The organism is Nocardia sp. NPDC050412 (assembly GCF_044458825.1).
In the GTDB taxonomy this organism is placed as follows: domain Bacteria; phylum Actinomycetota; class Actinomycetes; order Mycobacteriales; family Mycobacteriaceae; genus Nocardia.
The window spans coordinates 71,937-87,112 of record NZ_JBITIJ010000016.1 but is presented as its reverse complement, the minus strand read 5'-3'; the positions used below and the strand labels follow the sequence as shown (position 1 = coordinate 87,112).

Genomic DNA, 15,176 nt, shown 5'->3' with positions numbered 1-15,176 from the left:
CGACCGCCCCGGCTGTCCAGGTCGGTCTGATTTGCCCAGGTGGGGCGCGCAGTCGCCGGATCGACCAGGTACTGAACGATCGGTATGGTTTCGGCGTCGGGCCTCCCGCCATACCCGGGTTAGGAGCGTGGCGGCGTGGCAAGGGGTGAGTTCACCTTGTTGACCAGCCAGCGCCCGTCCACCTTTTCCAGGCGCATTACCATGGACAGTTGACCGGGGGCCGGCTTGCCCTGGGTGCCCATGCTGGTGATGGTTTGGCCGATTACCACGATCGCCTCGGCGGAATTCGTGTCGCCGGATTTGATTGCGCACTGGACGTCGTTGACCTTCGAGATCACCTCGCCCTGGGTGAGCACATCACGCAATTCTTTGCTGGTGCTGTCGAATTGCTTCTTCCAGTCACCGGTGGCGCCGTCGAGCACTGCGGCGAAGTATTTGTCGAGATTCTTGGCGTCGTAGTCGGCGAGTACAGGGGCGTATTGGCAGGCAGCGAGGCGGGCGTCCTCGCGGGCGGTGACAATGGCCCTGTTGTCCTTGTTCTGGAGGTAGTAGAACACCGTGGAGGCTACTGCGGCGACGAGCAGTAGTGCGGCGGCAGCGCGGTAGCCGATCGCGGTGCGATTGTTGGGCGTGCGGAGAAATCCGAACCGTTTGGCTGCAGGCACTTTCGAACCCACATCTGGCGTGGCGTCAACATTCGACGCCGCATCCGCGTCGATATCCTTGCCGAGCGAGACGGTAGCCTCCGGCACCTCGGCCTGCGCATTCTCGATTTCGTTATCGGCTGTATCGATCGTTGGCTCGCTCATAGCTTCTCGTTCCTATCTGCCAGGTGCGGGTCGGGAGAGTTCATTGCCGGTGACGCCGGGTGGCGGACCGGAACCGTTGTCCGGCACATTCGGGCGCGGCGCATTCGCCGAACCGCGTACCTGCAGTGCGGGATTGGTGGTGACGCAGTAGTTGTAGAGCCGCACCCTGGTATCGACGGTCTTGTCGGTCGGCACCACGGGGATCGTGTCGTAATCACAGGTCGGCCGCGGCCACGGATCGACCATTGTGTTGAAGGCGTTGTCGTGCGCCGGAATTCCGATGGCCTGCGAACCCTCGCGCAATGCCGGGAACAGCGCTTCGATGGCCGGTTGACGCAGCTTGGCCGCCTTGGTGATGGCGACGAAGTTGGTGATCAGATTGGTCATCGGGTCCTGCGTGTCGTGCACGATGCCGCCGAGGGTGGCCAATTGGTCCGGCCCGAGTTCGAGGAATTCGCGCACTTCCTGATCGGCCACGGTCAGCTGCTGGAACAGTGCGCTCGAGCCGGTGGTGAGCGTGGTCAGATCCGGTTGGGCGTGGGTGGTGGTTTCGGCGATCACCTGAAGGTTCTGGATCAGCCGCTGGGTCTGCGGCAGCAGATCGGTCAGGCCCGACATTGCCCGGCTGATTCCGGCGACCATATTGCGCAACCGATCCGGACCACCGGCCAGCGCCTTGTCGAGTTCATCGATGATCACATTGAGTCGCGTCGGATTCATTCCGCCGATCAGCCCACTCATATTCGTGAGCACCGCTTGCACCGTCACCGGTGTGCTCGTCGCCGACCGGTCGACGATCGAACCGTCGGACAGATACGGACCGCTATCGGAGTCGGGTCGGAAGTCGAGGTACTGCTCGCCGGCCGCCGAGAGTCTGCCGACAGCGACGGTGCCGCCCACCGGAATCCGTGCGGTGTCGTTGATTTCGGCGATGGCGGCCACACCGTCACCGGATACCCGAACGTCGACTACCTTGCCGACCCGACTGCCTCGGAAAGTGACGTCATTGTTCGCCGCGAGTCCACCGGAACCCTTCAGCTCGACCCGGACCCGGTAGGTGCTCGGCAGCGGGTTGATCCGCAGTACGGCCGCACCGAGATAGGACATGCCGAGAATCAGCACGACGATCAGCCCGATATTGGCCACCGCGATCCGATGCCGAACCAGCCGGTGCCACAGTGGAATATTCATCGTGCACCGCCCTGCAACCGACCGATGACCTTCTGGATCACCTCGGCCAGACTGCCGACAAACGCCGGTACATCGCCGATTTCCGGCCAGCGGCTGCCCTTCGGGTCGGTGATGGCACCGATATCGAGATAGGAGACCGTGGCGGCGACCGCAAGCACCGGTCCGTCGTAGCTGGCCATGACATCGGGATAGATGGCGTGCAGACCGTCGAGCGTGCCCGCCAGATTGTCGCCCATCTGGGTGAAGCCGGACATCAGCCGCTGGATGCTGTCGAACAGGCTCAGGAACTCCGGGCCGGTGGTGTCGGTGAAATCACCGAGCGCGGACATGGTGACCGAGACCTTGGCGACGAGTTCGGCGATACTTCTGTTGTTTTCGGCGACCAATCCGATCAGCGGCGGAAAGGTATCCGCAGCGGCACCCAATTCCACCTTGCGCCTGGCTAATTCGCCGGTGAGCACATTCAGCCCGGACAGCACGCTGTCGACATCGGCGGTGCGTGCGTTGAGTGCCGCGAGTACATCGGTCATTTCGGTGATCAGATGTGCGAGCTGCGGTGCCCGACCAGCGAACATCGAATTCATCTCGGTGGCTATCCGAGCAACCTGATTGAGTCCACCGCCATTGAGCAGCATGGAGATCGACATCATCAACTGTTCGACCGACGCACCGGTGCCGGTGTGGTCGGGTGCGATGGTGTCGCCGGGACGCAGCATCTCGGCGCTTTCCTGCTCGGCGGGCAGGGTCATGGCGACGAACATGTCACCGAGCGGGGTGGCCTGGCGCAGTTCGGCGGTGGTGCCGCGGGGCAACTGAATATCCTGCCGGATCCGCAATTCCACATCGGCGAGAAAGTTCGTGGTGCTGATCTTGGCGACCATGCCGATTTCGGTGCCGCCGATCTTCACGTGTGCATTCGCGGGCAGGTTGAGTGCGTCCTCGAAGACGGCGTGCAGCTCATAACCCGGCCCACCGATCCCCGGCTTGGGCAGCGGCACATTATCGACCGTCACGGCACATCCCGCAGCGGCGAGAACAACAATCGTCGCGGCGAAAACCGCACGTGCCGGCCTCATTTGGTGATACCGAGCAGCGCGGCGGTCAACCCGAAGTCAGGGCCGAAGTCCTGGATCTTCCCGGTGCGGCAGCCGTCGAGGCGTAGCTGGATGCGCTCACAGAACAACGAAAGCGCTTCACCGTCCAGCACCGCCTTGTCCAGCAGACCGTGCAGGCGCAGCGCCCCGTTCTCACGGCTCACGGCGTTCGAGAAGTTCTGGAAGAACAGCGGCGTCACATCGGTGATTTCGGTGAGCCCGCGGGCATTGGCCCGCATCTGGGCGGTCAATGTCGTGAATCGGGTGAGCGCACCGAGCAGTTGTTCGCGGTTCTGGCCGACCACGGTCGAGGTATTGGTGACGAAGTCGTTGAGCTGAGTGATCACCGCCTGCAAACCCGGCGCCTGCTTCCCCATAAGTTGCACGAGTTCGGTGAGCCGACCGCTGAAATCCCGCACCGTCTGGTCGTTCTGGGCAATTATCTCGGTGATCTCATTGAGTTTGACGATGGTATTGGAGATCTGGTCGCCATTGGCGAGGGTGACCTCGAATGCCGACGACAGATCGTCCAACGTTTCGCGCAGCTTGTCGCCATTGCCATTGAGCAGCGGGAACAGCACCCGGCTGGCCATCGGTCCGGTTTCGTTGTCGCCCTTCAAGGCCGCGCCGAGTTGATCGAAGGTTTCCAGGATGCGGTCGAGTTCGACCGGGGTGCGGGTCCGGGCGAGCGGAATGTGCTGGCCGTCGGTCAGCACCGGACCATTGCCTTCATAGGCTGGGGCGAGTTCCACATGCCGATTGGTGATCAGCTGCGGTGAGATCAGCGCCGCCATGGCGTCGGCCGGAATGCGCACGCCCTTATCGATGGACATGGTGACTTCGACATAGCTACCCTTGGGGATCACGGTATCGACCCGGCCGACCGGAACACCGAGCACCGCAACGTCATTGCCCGGGTACAGGCCGGCGACATTCTCGAAATCGGCACTGATCTGCAGGTGTTCGCCGAGGTACTGATCGGGCAGTGCGGTGAGGCTGTCGGGCAGCAGCGAACAACCGGTCGCCACCATCACTGCCAGGCCGAGCACCGCCGATTTCAGCAAAGTACCCATCTTCATCAATTGCACCCCTGTACAGCTTGGGCGAAGCAGAGCCAGTTGTCCGGGAATACCCATGGCGCCCACACATCGCCGTAGGGGCCATTGCCGAGGGCATTGTTGAACTGCCGCAATGCGACCGGCATGATCTCGTAGAGCGAATCGAGGTTGTCCCGGTTCTTTTCCAGCCCCTCGGACATGGTGTTCAGATTGTGGATGAGCGGACCGAGTTGATCCTGGTTCTCCAGGCCCATCTCCTGCAGCAGCCGCGACAGGCTCGCGACATTGTCGAGCAATTGCTCGAGCAGATTCTGCCGCAGTGCGACAGCATTGCCGATGGCCTCGCCTCGGGTGAGCAGCAGCAGCACGCTATTGCGGTTGTCGGAGGCCAGCTGGGCCACTTGATCCATGCTCTTCAGCAGGGTGTCCACCTCGTCGCGGCGATCATTGATCACCTTGGCCAGCGCGCCGATGCTGTTCAGCGCCTCGACGGTGAGCTGTGGGGAGTCACCCATCTGCTGGCTGAGCACATCCAGTGACTGCCGCAGCTTCGCCGGATCCAAGCGTTCGATGCGCTCGAAGGACGATTTGTAGTTCGGATCCCGGATGACCTTGCCGAGGTTGTAGGGCACCGAAGTCTGCTTCAGCGGAATTCGATTGTCCGGCAGTCCTTTTCCATTTCCGGGCAGCAACTCGATGTGCAGCTTGCCGAGAATTGTCGTCATCTTGATGGCGGCCGAGGCATCCGGGCCGAGTCGAAGATCCTTGCGCACCTTCAGATCCACGACGACCTTCGCACCGTCGAGTCGTACGGCACCAACGGAGCCGACCTCGATGCCGGAGACATCCACCGATGCTCCCGATCGCAGACCCGCTGCCTGCGCGAATTCCGCGTGAATTGTCTTTTCGCCCAAATGCGCCTGCGATAACGCACTCGAGCCGACCAGCAGCACAACGACCGAGCCGGCCGCGAGCAGTCCCAGCCACAACAGGCGATTGCGCACCGGGCGCATCAATGCCGTCATCGGCAGACCTCCGAATGAGAATTGCCGCCCACCTGTGAGAACAGCCCGGGTGGCAGCAGCACGCCCCATAGCGAGACGTCCAACGAGCAGATATAGGCATTGGCATACGCGCCGTAACTGGTGAATCGGGCGAGACCATTGAGGACGGTCGGCAGCTCGACCGCCGCCTGATCCAAGGACGCGCCGTTGAGGATCAGCAGCGCGACACCGCTGGTCGCATCGTTCTGCGCCCGAGCCAGATTCGGTTTCACCTGATTGATCAGAGCCGCCAGCGAATCGGTGGATCTCGCCACCGTATCGACCGACGACTTCAGCGATTCACCCTGTGCGTAGAGCGATTCCACCAGCGAACGCGCCTGCGTGATAAGGGTTTCCAATTCGCCGCTGCGATGAGCCAGGCCCGCGATCACACTGCTGAGATTGCCGATGACATCGCCGAGAATCCTGTCGCGCTGACCGAAGGTGCCGGCGAGTTCGGCGGCTTGGGTGATCAGGGCACTCAGCGAGACATTGTTGCCTTGCAAGGCCTGGATCAGGGTCTCCGACAGCGAATTGACCTGATCCGGTTGCAGCACACTGAACAGTGGTTCGAAACCCGACAGCAGCGATGACACATCGAACGACGGTTCGGTGCGCTCCAAGGGAATCGCGGATCCGGCAGTCAGCCACGCGCCCTCGTCCTTGCCGGGAACCAGGGCGATATAGCGCTGGCCGATCAGATTATGGTAGCGCACAAGGGCTTTCGTCGTCGTGGTCAGTCGCTGATTGTGCTGGATTCGGAAGTCCACGCGCGCCTTGTAGTCGCCGTCGAAATCTATGGCGTCGACGCGCCCGACCCTTACGCCCGCCATCCGGATGTCATCGCCGATACGAAGGCCCAGCACATCGGTGAAGGTGGCCGAGTACGAATCGGTATCGCCGGTTACCGAACGTTGCAGCGTCGACCAGATCGTGTAGGTCAACAGCACCGCGACCACGGCGAACAGACTGAATCCGACCAGTGCCTTCCCTGACTTCATGTACTCACCGCCCTTCGTTCGGTGCGGTGTCGTAGACGGTCACCGAACCACCGGCCAGTACCGGAGCCAAAAGCAGGTACTGCGCCGTGGTCGGCCGACCGCCGACGATCGCGGCGGCGGCATCGAGTCCGCGCAGATCCGAATGCGGCTGGGTAGATTGATCCGTCGCAGCGGCTGGCGCGGTGATGCCCGGAACGCTCGGCAGCCCCGGAACGCTCGGCAGTCCCGGAACGCTCGGCAGTCCCGGAACGCTCGGCAGTCCCGGAACGCTCGGCAGCCCCGGAACGCTCGGCAGTCCCGGAACGCTCGGTAACCCCTGCGCCGGAGCCGCAGGCGCTGGCGCTGGCCCCGCGGCTGCCAACCGCTGCGGCATCAGCTGCGGCGGAAACTCCTGCGGTGGTGCGACATCCGGCACCGTACCGCCCCCGCACCGCGGACCGGCCATTGTGCCGTAATGCGGACAGTCCTTGGCCGTGTACTGCTGGAACGGAGTGAAGCTGACATCCATCTTCCACACCATCTGTCGGCTCGGTCCGAATCCGAAGGTCGTGCGCACTCGCTGCAGCGCGGCATTGAAGTTGGCGGCGGTATCCGGGATGGCCTGCGGATCCCTGGCCAGACCGCCGAACAGGCCGTCCAACCCGACGACCAAGTCCTTCCCGGCGTCCGGATTCCGCGCGAATAGTGAATTGACCGAGTCGACCGCGCCGCTGGCATTGGTCAGCAGTGCGACCAGATTGTCGCGCCGCTCGGTGAGCGTGCGTGCGGTGGTCACCGAATCCGACAGCACACCGACCAGCTCTGGCGCCGAAACGCTCAGCGCCGTCACGGCCCGGCCGAGGTTGCCGAGCAGATCGCCGATACCGGGAATCGCGTGCACCTGGGTGAGCCAGGTATCGAGGCGTTCGATGGTGGAACCCGGCACCCGTGCGGCGGGATCGAGGGCATCGGCGAGTGTTGCGAGCACGCGGCCCAGCTTCTCCGGCTGAATATGGTCGAGCACATCGCGCAGCACACTGAGCGTGGTCTGCAACTGCGTAGTGCCTTCGCTGGTGTCCTCGGGAATTCGGGCGCCCGCGCGCAGGGTTTCGGTGGCGTGCCCGTTGTCGACGAGTTCGATGGCGGTGACGCCGAAGATATTGTCGGGGATCACCCGCGCCGTGACATTCGCCGGAATCAGGCCAGCCACAGCCGGTTTCAGATCTAGTGCGGCATCCTGACGTTTACCCTTGGCGACTACATCGACCCCGGCAACCGTACCGACGACCATGCCGCGGAACTTCACATCGGCATGAGTCGGCAGCCCATCGCCGGTGCTGGTGAGCACGGCGACGACCGAGACCTTGTCCTGAAAATAGCCGGTATAGCGCAGTCCGAGCAGGTACAGCAGTAATGCGGCCGCCATGGTCATGGCGATTCCGGCGAGCGTGAGTTGACGTGCGGTGGGTCCACGTCCACTTGGATCGAGCAGCATCGCCACCTACCCCGAAATCCGGAATCCGGGGTCGATACCCCAGATCGCAAGGGTCAGAAACAGATTCACGAACACCATGACGACGATCACCATCTTGATCGCGCGGCCGGCCGCGTGGCCGACGCCTTCCGGACCACCGGTGGCGATATAGCCGTAGTAGCACTGGATGAAAGTCGAAATGAGTACGAAAACCACGACTTTGACGATCGAGAACAAGACATCGATACCGTTGAGGAACTGGAAGAAGTAGTGGTCGTAGGTGCCAGCGGAGGTGCCGCCGAGGAATAGCACGGCCAGCTTCGTCATCAGGTACGCGACGGCGAGGCCGACGCTGTAGAGCGGGACGATGGTCAGCGTTGCGGCAATCATCCGCGTGGTGACCAGATATGGAAGTGGCCGGATGGCAATGGATTCCAGCGCGTCGATCTCCTCTGCTATCCGCATCGCCCCCAGCTGCGCGGTGAATCGGCAGCCCGCCTGGATGGCGAAGGCCAACGTCGCAAGGATCGGGCCGATTTCGCGCGTCGTCGCGAAACCGGAGATCGCGCCGGTCAGCGGATTCATAGTCAGCAGATTCAGCGCGGTGTAGGACTCCATGCCGACAGTGATCCCGCCGAATCCGCACAGGATGATGACCACACCGACCGTGCCGCCGCCGACAATGAGCGAACCATTGCCCCAGCCCACATCGGCGGTCAGCCGCAGCACTTCCTTGCGATAGTGCCTGAGCACGAACGGAATTGCCGCCACCGCCTGGCCGAAGGTGATCGCCTGGTGGCCGAGTCTCCGGTTGGCCTGCAGCGGCACGCCGGCCACCGCTCCCACCGCGCGAAACGGCTGCAGCGCGGGCGGGGTGTATCGGGTGCCCATCTCAGATCACCTTCGCCGGGAAGAGCGTGTTGTAGATCTGGGTGATGATGATGTTCGTCGCGAACAGCATCAGCGCCGAATTGACCACCGCCGCGTTCACAGAGTTGGCGACCCCACCCGGACCACCCTTGGTGTGCAGTCCGATATCGCAGGCGATGATCGCGGTGAGCGCACCGAAGATGGCGGCCTTGACCAGGGCGATTACCAGGTCGTTCGCCACCGCGAAGGAGGCGAAGGTACTGATGAACGAACCCGCCGTACCGCCCTGGGCGTACACGTTGAACATATAGCCGGTGGCGAAGCCGACGAAGACCACGAATCCGCACAGCAGGATGCTGACCAGAATCGCGGCCAGCAGTCGCGGCGCGACCAGTCGGCGCACCGGATCGACACCCATCACCATCATCGCGTCGATCTCCTCGCGAATGGTGCGAGAGCCGAGATCGGCGCAGATGGCCGAACCGACCGCACCCGCGATCATCAGCGAAGTGACAAGTGGCGCACCCTGGCGGATGATGCCCAAACCACTGACCGCGCCGATAAAGCTCGTCGCGCCAACCTGATTCACCAGCGCACCGACCTGGATCGAGACGACAACCGCCACCGGAATCGCGACGAATACCGTCGGCGCCGCGGAAACGCTTGCCATGAAAGCGCACTGCTTGATGAACTCGTGGAATGGGAAGCGGCGCACAAACATCGCGCGCAGCATCTCGACGAAAGCATCGCGCATGAGCCGAACCTGGCGACCCAAGGTTTCCAACGAGCGCTGTGGATGCCGTTGCCACAGTCCCTTCAGGTCCTCCACGGCCCGCTCTAGATCTGTTGGCTCAGTGGAACTTTCAGTGGCCCGGGTGCTCATGCCGACTCGCTGAGTTGATGCTGCAGCAGGACGAGGAGATACCCGACCACGGCGATACCGGCGACGGCGGTGCTGAGCACTGCGAGCCAGAGCCCGATCCGCAGCACCGGATTGACCTTCATGCGCCCCCCGAGGATCTTGACGCCGATCACCAAGATGTCGATGAGCCAGACCAAGATCATCATCAGGTCATGCACACATTCGAGAAGGTGAGCACCGGCCAGCACACGATCGAGCCGAGGAAGGATATGACCACGTCGATGCCTTGCATGCGGTGCAAATGGCTGGTGTGGGTCAGCGTCCAGATGAGTCCGACGAGCCCGTATGGAATGGCGAGAATGATGATGGTGCCGAGGAATTCGGAGACCTTCATCTCGTAGCTGAATATTCGATCCAGCTTCTTGAGCATGCGCCTATGTCCTTTCCCCCGCCGCCTGAGCGGCACAGCCGGACACGCGCCGGGCGAGGCATCGCTGCGGTGCGAGTGCGGCCGATCACGCTGCGATCGGTCGGGTATGAGTGCGTATGTTACGCACAATTCCTTCGGATACGGAAGAACTTGAGAACACTTAGTTCGATGAATCTCAAGAGAGAACCCAGTACAACCAGCTATACTTTGCTCGTATCGTTGAGAATCTTCAGTAACATAACCGATGGCCAGTCTGCTATGGGCCGGTTTGATGGCAGGAGCGCTCGATGACGAGCAATGCGGCAATCCAGGCCACCCACCACAGCGACACCAACGAACCGATGGCCGATCTGCGCCACATCCGCAAGAACGTGCTCCGAGACGTCGAGCCGAGTCGAAACACGGTTGCGGACAGTCGAGCAGTACCACCATTCGCCTCGGCTCGACGGACGCCCGCCACTTCGAGACAAGACTTAGCCGGAGTAGGCGTGCCACATCTGGTCGACGATCGCCGCGATATCGGAATGCTTTGGTACCCAACCTAATTGGTGCAGCGCCTTGGCTGGATCAGCGACCAGCGAACTCGGCTCCGGCACCGCGGGGCGATGAGTGAGCGCCACACGTCGTCCCGATACATTTTCGACAGCGGCAACCACCTGGCGGACGCTCGTGCCCCGACCGCTACCGATGACATATCGCTCGGTCGCGCCCGGCGGTGGCAGGTGTTCGAGCCCGGCCACGAACGCATTCGCGGCATCGGCCACGTGCACATAGTCGCGGACCGTCGTGCCGTCACCGTTGACCTCCAACGGTTCATTCCGCGCCGCAGCGCCGAGCACCCTCGGGATGAGTCGGGTGGGGTCCGGATCGCGACCGCCCGCCACATTCGTCAGCCGAAGAACGACAGTGGCGCCATGGTGCGCTTCGACGGCTGATTCGGCCGCCAGCTTGCTGCTTGCGTAGGGGTGCGGCGGGCTATCGGACAGATCCTCGGTGATCGGTCGGCCGCTCACATCGCCGTAGATCGCGCCGGTCGAGGCGAATACGAGCCGGGGCACCTCGACGGCCGCCATGGCATCGAGCAGGGTGATGGCCCCGACGGTATTGACTCCGAAGTACCGGAGGGGGTCGGTCATCGACTCCCGCACCCGGGTCAGCCCGGCCAGATGACACACCGCATCCACGCCGTCGACAGCCCGTCGAAGTGCGATCGGGTCGAGCAAGTCGGCAATGCGAATCGCGCTGGCATGCACGATGTCCGGTCGCTGCGCGCGCACCATGCCGACAGCCTCGTGCCCGGCCTCGGTCAAGGCCGAAACGACAGCTCTGCCGAGGTAACCCGCCGCTCCCGTGACAAGTACGCGCATGGCGCGAGCCTACGAAAGGGCGCCACAGCGACCGTCACCGGCGGCGAATCATCACGGTCGCACCCACCACGGCGCTGTGGTGCAGCACATCATTCGCGGCCGCTGCAGTGGGTGTTGTTCTGGTGGGCCGAGGTTGGCGCGTCGCGAGCGTGGCCGAGAAGGTGGGCGCCGACGCACACGAACGTTCCGCTGTGGATGGAAGGTCGGCTACCGGATCGGGTAGCGACGGTCGATGAGGTCGAACATGTTGGGCTGGCCCGCTTTGTAGAGTTCGCGGTCGATTAGTTTGAGTGGCTCCCAGAGGGGCATGGTGTAGCGAGGTGTGACGGTGGCCAGCCCGGCCGACGAGCCGGAGGCGTGCAGGACGGCGTTGGCGGCAAGGCGGCCGCCTTCATTCGCGCCCTCCATACAGGCGACATTCATACCGGTCTTGATCCAGTCGCCTGCGAGGAAGAGGTTGTCGATCGCGGTAGCGGCGTCGGGGCGGTCGGACCACGAGCCCGGGTTCTGGATGAAGATGGCGTCGTCGTAGGCGATTTCGGGCGTGCCCGCGTCGGTGAGGGCCGGGTCGATCATCCAGGAGTGCAGCATATCGTCGGCGAGCTGGATCTCGCCGTCGTCGTTGACGTGTGCCTTGATCTGCGCCCAGGTTTCGCGGGCGATCTCCTCGGGGGTGCACTGCTTGGCGGTCTTGCGGTTGAAGGTGCCCGGCTCTTCCCATTCGGAGATGATGGCGGACAGCACGTCCTGGACCGCACCGTCACCGTAGGTGGTCAGCGGCCGTCGCCAGAATTGGGCCTCGCTGATCGAGGTCAGGCCCCAGGGCGCGTCGTTGTAGCCGACGTGGCCATTGGCCAGGTCCACGCGTTTGCGCAGGAAGAATTAGGTTGCGACTTGTGCGAGCAGGTCGCCAGCTGTGCGACAGCCTTGCCGAGCTAGGGCTTCACACCGCGGTGCGTCACGATCCCGAGGCACAGCACAGTCGCTACGGGTCAAAGCTTGCGTTGGAGCACACTCCAACTTTTAGAGTTCGGGCATGACCAACACACAGGCCTCTAGCAGCAATGATCGTTTCGAGCGCGGACTGGAACTGCTTCGGCAGGTCGGTGGGCAGGAGCGGCCCGCGGTGCTGGACAGTCTCGCGGATATCGCACCGGACCTGGGGCGGCTGACCGTCGAATTCGGGTATGGCGACATACTGTCGCGGCCGGGGCTGACGTTGCGGCAGCGGCAGTTGGCGACGGTGTCGGCGCTGGCTGCGATGGGAAATGCCGCCCCGCAGTTGCGGTTCCACATCGACGGGGCGCTGAATGTGGGGTGCACGCGGGAGGAAATCGTGGAGACGCTGATCCATGTCAGCGTGTATGCGGGGTTCCCTGCCGCGCTGAACGGGCTCGGTGCGGCGCGCGAAGTGTTCGACGCCCGTACCGATCTCCCCACACCGGCCGACCCGGCGCCGGCACCGACGGGTGACCGGTTCGAGCGCGGGAGCGCCAAACTCGCCGAGATCGACGGGCACGCGGGCGAACAGGTCATCGCATCCCTGCGCGATATCGCACCGGATCTGGGGCGCTACATCATCGAGTACTGCTTCGGCGATATCTACTCGCGTCCCGGCCTGGACCTGAAGACCCGTGAAATGGTCACTGTCGCAATGTGCACCGCACTCGGCACCGCGGCGCCGCAACTGGGCGTGCACATCCACGGCCTGCTGAATGTCGGCGGCACCGAGACCGAGGTCGTCGAAATCATCACGCAGATGGCGGGTTATGCCGGTTTCCCGGCCGCCCTCAACGGAATCACCGTGGCACGCAACGTTTTCGCCGAGCGGACGCAGCACTGAGCACTCGAACCCGTTGCGGCGCTGTGTAACCGAGCGCCGCACCAAGCCCCTCGTCAAGGTAGTGGCTACTTATCGGCGGCGTACCGGAAGCAGTATGCGGAGGCGGCCAGATACTGTCGGCAGTGGGCACCGTGCCCGGCGTGCACGGACAGAATGAAGCGCGCTCGGTCATAGGTCAGTCCCACCGGCTCTTGATTGCAGTCGCGGCTCTGCACGAGCCACAATTCCCGTATATCCGAATGCAAAACGTCCATTGTTCACCTCCACCGAAGAGATAAGTGCACCCAGCACCGGCGGCCCCACCGGAACCCGCCGTCAACGCTGTGGATCGCCGACAGCGTCGGGACCGTGCGTCGGGCTCCGTCAGAGCCGGCACCCCCGAAAGGGTTTGGGGCACAAAACCGGTGCCGGGTACCGCTTCAGCGTGCACGTTGCGATTCGGTGGATAACAGAGCCGAATGCGATAAATGCGAGTAATTTTCGATTGAATCAGCCTGGTACAAGGGAGCGGGACCTATGGTTGAGGTCGACTGGACCGGCGAAGACGTACTCGCTCTTCGCGTGGCGATGAAGCGAAGTCGCTATGAGTTCGCGCGCCTGGTGGGCGTCACCCCGCGCACCGTGATCTTGTGGGAGAACGGCCGGACAACCCGGATGCATGCCGCAAGCAGGCGTTTGCTCGATCGAGTGCTATCGGAGGCCGATTCGGTTGTCGTCGCGCGATTCGAGCGCGCGATCGCGGGCCCGACGGCGGCCCGCGATACCGAAGATACGAGCGTGGCGCTCGATCGGATACAGCTCGGTAGGGACATCGGGCTCGACAAGGAAGTCGAGGATGACGACGTGAGAAGGCGATTGTTATTGGCCTGCATCGGCGCTGGCGTGGCCGGTCAGGCGGCTGAGATGGTCGCGAGCGAACCGGAGAAGATGCTCGCCACCCTGGATGCGGGTTCGATGAGCGAACGGCGGCTCGGCCTGCTCGAGCAATCCGTCGAGGCGCTCGGCGCCCGCGTGGTGCAGGTCCCGCCGCACGAGTTGCTGCATAGCACGCTCGACCAATTCCGGGCGGTCCGCGGCTGTCTCGCGGAGCGACAGGCGACCCATCATCAAATCCGACTGGTCCGTACCGCCGGGCGCCTGGCGAATGTGGTCGGTGAAATTCTGTTCAATGAGGGACATTTCGGTCAGGCCCGATTGTGGTACACCACCGCAATTCATGCCGCCCAGGACATCGGAGATCGCTATTCCGAGGACATCGCACTGGCAGGATTGGCGTATTTACCGACCTATAGCGATAATCCAAAGGAAGTTTTGAACCTACTCGGCCCGCGTCTCGAAGAAAATCCGGGCCACGGTCCGGCGGCGGCCTGGCTGTGGGGAATGGCGGCCCGCGCGCACGCCAGCCTCGGCAATTTCGACGGCTTCGTCAGCTGCATCTCCAGATCGGAGCAGGCGCTGGAAAATATGCCCGCGGAACAACTCTCGATCGGCATCTTTTCCTTCCGCCCGGAGAAGCTCGCTTTCTATCAGGCCATCGGCTACTCCCGCTTGGGCCGCGCCGAGCAGACCGCCCTGGCATCCGAGCGAGCTATCGGACTCTACGACCCCAGCGAGACCATGGAACCCGCGCTGGTCCGCTTCGAACACGCCACCGCCCTGCTCGCCTCGGGCGAGGTGGACGAGGCGTGCGCGGTGGCGACCTGCGCGATCACCAATGGCCACACCTACGTCGGCCTCACTGTCACCAAGCGCGCCAAACAATTCGATACCGCGCTGTCAGGTTTCCGAGGTCGTGCCGTCGCTGATTGGCGCGAGCAGGCCCGGATGGTCGTCGATACTGCACGCACCCGGGCATGAGGGGGCAGGGCGCACCGGTCGGCAGGGGGGATGTACGAACCGGCGCGCCCTACCTATTCAGTTGGCATCGGGTTGCATCGCGGTAATCAGCGAATTCGGACGCATATCCAGCCAGTGGGATTCGACGTATTGCAGGCAGGACCGGCGCGCGGCCGCGCCGTAGGCGACCGTCCAGCCGCCGGGGACGGCGGCGAAGATCGGCCACAGGGAGTGCTGGCCCTCGGCATTGATCAGGACGTAGAACTGGGCGTCATCGTCGTCGAAGGGGTTGGTCATTGATCGGCCTTCCTGGTGGGAG

Annotated in this window: 17 protein-coding genes; 2 read left to right on the top strand and 15 right to left on the bottom strand. The window is 63.3% G+C overall.

The genetic code is table 11. The annotated features are described in order from the left end of the window. Nucleotides 1-119: 119 nt before the first annotated feature. The 13 genes from ACIBI6_RS33795 to ACIBI6_RS33735 all read right to left on the bottom strand — a co-directional run bounded on the left by ACIBI6_RS33795 (nt 120) and on the right by ACIBI6_RS33735 (nt 12,042). Nucleotides 120-809 (bottom strand): hypothetical protein, encoded by a 690-nt coding sequence (locus ACIBI6_RS33795; protein ID WP_396958913.1) that lies wholly within the window; start codon nt 807-809, stop codon nt 120-122. A gap of 12 nt (nt 810-821) precedes the next feature. Next, nucleotides 822-2,000 (bottom strand): MCE family protein, encoded by a 1,179-nt coding sequence (locus ACIBI6_RS33790; protein ID WP_396958912.1) that lies wholly within the window; start codon nt 1,998-2,000, stop codon nt 822-824. Continuing rightward, nucleotides 1,997-3,076: an MCE family protein gene (locus ACIBI6_RS33785; RefSeq protein ID WP_396958911.1), complete on the bottom strand. Its 1,080-nt coding sequence runs from the start codon at nt 3,074-3,076 to the stop codon at nt 1,997-1,999. Before ACIBI6_RS33785 ends, ACIBI6_RS33790 begins: the two co-directional genes overlap by 4 nt. Then, complete coding sequence (locus ACIBI6_RS33780; RefSeq protein WP_396958910.1) at nt 3,073-4,173, bottom strand: MCE family protein; 1,101 nt, start codon at nt 4,171-4,173, stop codon at nt 3,073-3,075. The genes ACIBI6_RS33785 and ACIBI6_RS33780 overlap by 4 nt, the downstream gene beginning before the upstream one ends. Further along, nucleotides 4,173-5,177, bottom strand: coding sequence for an MCE family protein (locus ACIBI6_RS33775; protein WP_396958909.1), 1,005 nt, complete (start codon nt 5,175-5,177; stop codon nt 4,173-4,175). The genes ACIBI6_RS33780 and ACIBI6_RS33775 overlap by 1 nt, the downstream gene beginning before the upstream one ends. Then, nucleotides 5,174-6,196 (bottom strand): MCE family protein, encoded by a 1,023-nt coding sequence (locus ACIBI6_RS33770; protein ID WP_396958908.1) that lies wholly within the window; start codon nt 6,194-6,196, stop codon nt 5,174-5,176. The genes ACIBI6_RS33775 and ACIBI6_RS33770 overlap by 4 nt, the downstream gene beginning before the upstream one ends. Nucleotides 6,197-6,200: 4 nt before the next feature. Then, nucleotides 6,201-7,670, bottom strand: coding sequence for an MCE family protein (locus ACIBI6_RS33765; protein ID WP_396958907.1), 1,470 nt, complete (start codon nt 7,668-7,670; stop codon nt 6,201-6,203). Between the two features lie 6 nt (nt 7,671-7,676). Continuing rightward, nucleotides 7,677-8,540, bottom strand: coding sequence for an ABC transporter permease (locus ACIBI6_RS33760; protein WP_364340777.1), 864 nt, complete (start codon nt 8,538-8,540; stop codon nt 7,677-7,679). A 1-nt stretch (nt 8,541) separates the two neighbouring features. Further along, the gene (locus ACIBI6_RS33755; RefSeq protein ID WP_364340774.1) at nt 8,542-9,402 is read right to left on the bottom strand and encodes an ABC transporter permease; all 861 of its coding nucleotides are present in this window, start codon (nt 9,400-9,402) and stop codon (nt 8,542-8,544) included. Beyond that, nucleotides 9,399-9,587: a hypothetical protein gene (locus ACIBI6_RS33750; RefSeq protein ID WP_364340772.1), complete on the bottom strand. Its 189-nt coding sequence runs from the start codon at nt 9,585-9,587 to the stop codon at nt 9,399-9,401. The genes ACIBI6_RS33755 and ACIBI6_RS33750 overlap by 4 nt, the downstream gene beginning before the upstream one ends. Beyond that, nucleotides 9,587-9,811, bottom strand: a complete 225-nt coding sequence (locus ACIBI6_RS33745; protein WP_364340770.1) for a hypothetical protein — start codon at nt 9,809-9,811, stop codon at nt 9,587-9,589. Before ACIBI6_RS33745 ends, ACIBI6_RS33750 begins: the two co-directional genes overlap by 1 nt. A gap of 473 nt (nt 9,812-10,284) precedes the next feature. Then, entirely contained in the window at nt 10,285-11,178 is an 894-nt protein-coding gene (locus ACIBI6_RS33740) for an NAD-dependent epimerase/dehydratase family protein (RefSeq protein WP_396958906.1), read from the bottom strand. Between the two features lie 207 nt (nt 11,179-11,385). Then, a complete protein-coding gene (locus ACIBI6_RS33735) occupies nt 11,386-12,042 on the bottom strand; it encodes an FAD-dependent oxidoreductase (RefSeq protein ID WP_396958905.1) in 657 nt (218 codons plus the stop codon). 172 nt (nt 12,043-12,214) lie between these two features. On the opposite strand from ACIBI6_RS33735, the gene ACIBI6_RS33730 reads away from it, so the two are divergent. Then, a complete protein-coding gene (locus ACIBI6_RS33730) occupies nt 12,215-13,021 on the top strand; it encodes a carboxymuconolactone decarboxylase family protein (protein WP_396958904.1) in 807 nt (268 codons plus the stop codon). A gap of 65 nt (nt 13,022-13,086) precedes the next feature. Here ACIBI6_RS33730 and ACIBI6_RS33725 read toward each other — a convergent pair whose 3' ends face one another. Next, nucleotides 13,087-13,275, bottom strand: coding sequence for a hypothetical protein (locus ACIBI6_RS33725; protein WP_396958903.1), 189 nt, complete (start codon nt 13,273-13,275; stop codon nt 13,087-13,089). Nucleotides 13,276-13,537: 262 nt separating this feature from the next. On the opposite strand from ACIBI6_RS33725, the gene ACIBI6_RS33720 reads away from it, so the two are divergent. After that, nucleotides 13,538-14,878 carry a helix-turn-helix domain-containing protein gene (locus ACIBI6_RS33720; protein ID WP_396958902.1) on the top strand — a complete coding sequence of 447 codons (1,341 nt, stop codon included), beginning with the start codon at nt 13,538-13,540 and terminating at the stop codon, nt 14,876-14,878. Between the two features lie 57 nt (nt 14,879-14,935). Here the strand turns inward: ACIBI6_RS33720 and ACIBI6_RS33715 are convergent, their stop codons facing one another. Further along, nucleotides 14,936-15,154, bottom strand: a complete 219-nt coding sequence (locus ACIBI6_RS33715; protein ID WP_364340758.1) for an MbtH family protein — start codon at nt 15,152-15,154, stop codon at nt 14,936-14,938. Nucleotides 15,155-15,176: the final 22 nt, after the last annotated feature.

Excerpts from the sequence above, each read along its gene's own strand:
- ACIBI6_RS33795 (WP_396958913.1), bottom strand. The coding sequence starts at position 809 with ATGAGCGAGCCAACGATCGATACAGCCGATAACGAAATCGAGAATGCG.
- ACIBI6_RS33790 (WP_396958912.1), bottom strand. The coding sequence starts at position 2,000 with ATGAATATTCCACTGTGGCACCGGCTGGTTCGGCATCGGATCGCGGTG.
- ACIBI6_RS33785 (WP_396958911.1), bottom strand. The coding sequence starts at position 3,076 with ATGAGGCCGGCACGTGCGGTTTTCGCCGCGACGATTGTTGTTCTCGCC.
- ACIBI6_RS33780 (WP_396958910.1), bottom strand. The coding sequence starts at position 4,173 with ATGAAGATGGGTACTTTGCTGAAATCGGCGGTGCTCGGCCTGGCAGTG.
- ACIBI6_RS33775 (WP_396958909.1), bottom strand. The coding sequence starts at position 5,177 with ATGACGGCATTGATGCGCCCGGTGCGCAATCGCCTGTTGTGGCTGGGA.
- ACIBI6_RS33770 (WP_396958908.1), bottom strand. The coding sequence starts at position 6,196 with ATGAAGTCAGGGAAGGCACTGGTCGGATTCAGTCTGTTCGCCGTGGTC.
- ACIBI6_RS33765 (WP_396958907.1), bottom strand. The coding sequence starts at position 7,670 with ATGCTGCTCGATCCAAGTGGACGTGGACCCACCGCACGTCAACTCACG.
- ACIBI6_RS33760 (WP_364340777.1), bottom strand. The coding sequence starts at position 8,540 with ATGGGCACCCGATACACCCCGCCCGCGCTGCAGCCGTTTCGCGCGGTG.
- ACIBI6_RS33755 (WP_364340774.1), bottom strand. The coding sequence starts at position 9,402 with ATGAGCACCCGGGCCACTGAAAGTTCCACTGAGCCAACAGATCTAGAG.
- ACIBI6_RS33750 (WP_364340772.1), bottom strand. The coding sequence starts at position 9,587 with ATGATGATCTTGGTCTGGCTCATCGACATCTTGGTGATCGGCGTCAAG.
- ACIBI6_RS33745 (WP_364340770.1), bottom strand. The coding sequence starts at position 9,811 with ATGCTCAAGAAGCTGGATCGAATATTCAGCTACGAGATGAAGGTCTCC.
- ACIBI6_RS33740 (WP_396958906.1), bottom strand. The coding sequence starts at position 11,178 with ATGCGCGTACTTGTCACGGGAGCGGCGGGTTACCTCGGCAGAGCTGTC.
- ACIBI6_RS33730 (WP_396958904.1), top strand. The coding sequence starts at position 12,215 with ATGACCAACACACAGGCCTCTAGCAGCAATGATCGTTTCGAGCGCGGA.
- ACIBI6_RS33725 (WP_396958903.1), bottom strand. The coding sequence starts at position 13,275 with ATGGACGTTTTGCATTCGGATATACGGGAATTGTGGCTCGTGCAGAGC.
- ACIBI6_RS33720 (WP_396958902.1), top strand. The coding sequence starts at position 13,538 with ATGGTTGAGGTCGACTGGACCGGCGAAGACGTACTCGCTCTTCGCGTG.
- ACIBI6_RS33715 (WP_364340758.1), bottom strand. The coding sequence starts at position 15,154 with ATGACCAACCCCTTCGACGACGATGACGCCCAGTTCTACGTCCTGATC.